This is a genomic window from Prevotella vespertina, assembly GCF_009728485.1.
Classification (GTDB): domain Bacteria; phylum Bacteroidota; class Bacteroidia; order Bacteroidales; family Bacteroidaceae; genus Prevotella; species Prevotella vespertina.
Genome location: NZ_VVIQ01000024.1, coordinates 1 through 1,594, shown reverse-complemented (window position 1 = coordinate 1,594; position 1,594 = coordinate 1). Strand labels below are relative to the sequence as shown.

Sequence of the window (1,594 nt, the reverse complement as noted above, 5' to 3'; positions counted from 1 at the left end):
CCTTAATTCCGCAACACTATTATAAATTAAACTTTTTAAGTACCTGAGCAACAAAAAGTTGCTCAGGATTTTGCCATGTCAGAATTTTCACTTATCTTAGTGTTGCAAAAAAAAACAAGAGAATCCAACGATAGACATGGCGAAGATACAAATTAAATCTGAGAGACTCACTCCTTTTGGGGGATTATTTTCAATCATGGAGCAATTTGACTCCACATTATCATCTGTCATCGACTCAACCCTCGGTCTAAGGTGTAGATCGTTCGGTTATCAGTACAGCGAAATCATCCGTTCTCTCATGAGTATCTACTTCTGTGGCGGTTCATGTATTGAGGATGTCACTACTCATTTGATGAACCACCTCTCACTTCATCCGACACTTCGCACTTGTAGCTCTGATACTATCCTCAGGGCGATAAAGGAGTTGACGCAAGAAAACATTTCATACACATCAGATATGGGCAAGACCTACGATTTCAATACGGCTGACACTCTCAATACTTTATTGCTCAATTGTATATTTGCATCTGGCCAACTGAAAGAGGGTGAGATGTATGATGTTGATTTCGACCATCAGTTCATAGAGACAGAGAAGTATGATGCAAAGCCTACATACAAGAAGTTCCTTGGTTATCGCCCTGGCGTGGCGGTTATTGGCGATTTGATAGTCGGTATAGAGAATAGCGATGGTAACACAAATGTTCGTTTCCATCAGAAGGACACGCTGAAGAGGTTCTTTGAGAGATTTGAACAGAATGGGCTCATTATCAATCGCTTCAGAGCTGATTGTGGATCATGTTCCGAGGAAATCGTGGAGGAAATAGAAAAACACTGCAAGTCCTTCTATATCCGTGCTAACCGCTGCAGTTCGATCTACAATGACACCTTTGCTCTCAAAGGCTGGAAAACTGAAGAAATCAATGGCATTGAGTTTGAATTGAACTCTATCCTTGTTGAGAAGTGGAAAGGTAAGGCATATCGACTTGTGATTCAAAGACAGAAACGGATGGATGGTGTGCAGGATTTTTGGGAAGGAGAATACACATACCGTTGTATCCTGACTAACGACTATGATTCTTCCGTAAGAGAAATTGTCGAGTTCTATAACCCTCGTGGAGAAAAGGAACGTATCTTCGATGATATGAACAATGGTTTCGGGTGGGACAGATTGCCCAAATCCTTCATGGCAGAGAACACAGTGTTCCTTCTTCTTACAGCACTTATCCGTAACTTTTACAAGGCCATTATTCAAAGACTTGACGTAAAGAAGTTCGGACTCAATGTAACAAGTCGCATAAAAGCGTTTGTCTTCAGGTTTATCTCTGTACCAGCCAAGTGGATCAAGACATCAAGGCGGTATGTGCTGAATATCTATACCTGTAATTATGCTTACGCAGATGTTTTCCAGACTGATTTTGGATAGTGCCTACAACTTATGGGAATGATATTGTGTATTGCCTCAAGTCACATTGTGGGGTAAGGGGATATTGTAGGCAGAAGTGGGTGCTTCAAGTTCAAATTATCTGCAAATTCAGTAATGAGAGGACGTGTAAACGCAATAAGAACCTTCAAGGGCTTAGTTGCGGATTTGAGG

Annotated in this window: 1 protein-coding gene; it reads left to right on the top strand. The window is 41.2% G+C overall.

Going from position 1 to position 1,594, the window contains the following annotated elements:
- Positions 1-136 precede the first annotated feature (136 nt).
- A complete protein-coding gene (locus tag F0475_RS11690; RefSeq protein WP_008449762.1) occupies positions 137-1,423 on the top strand; it encodes an IS1380-like element ISBf12 family transposase in 1,287 nt (428 codons plus the stop codon).
- Positions 1,424-1,594: the final 171 nt, after the last annotated feature.

What these genes read in the sequence shown, in the direction of transcription:
- F0475_RS11690 (WP_008449762.1), top strand. Translation starts at nt 137, where the DNA reads ATGGCGAAGATACAAATTAAATCTGAGAGACTCACTCCTTTTGGGGGA.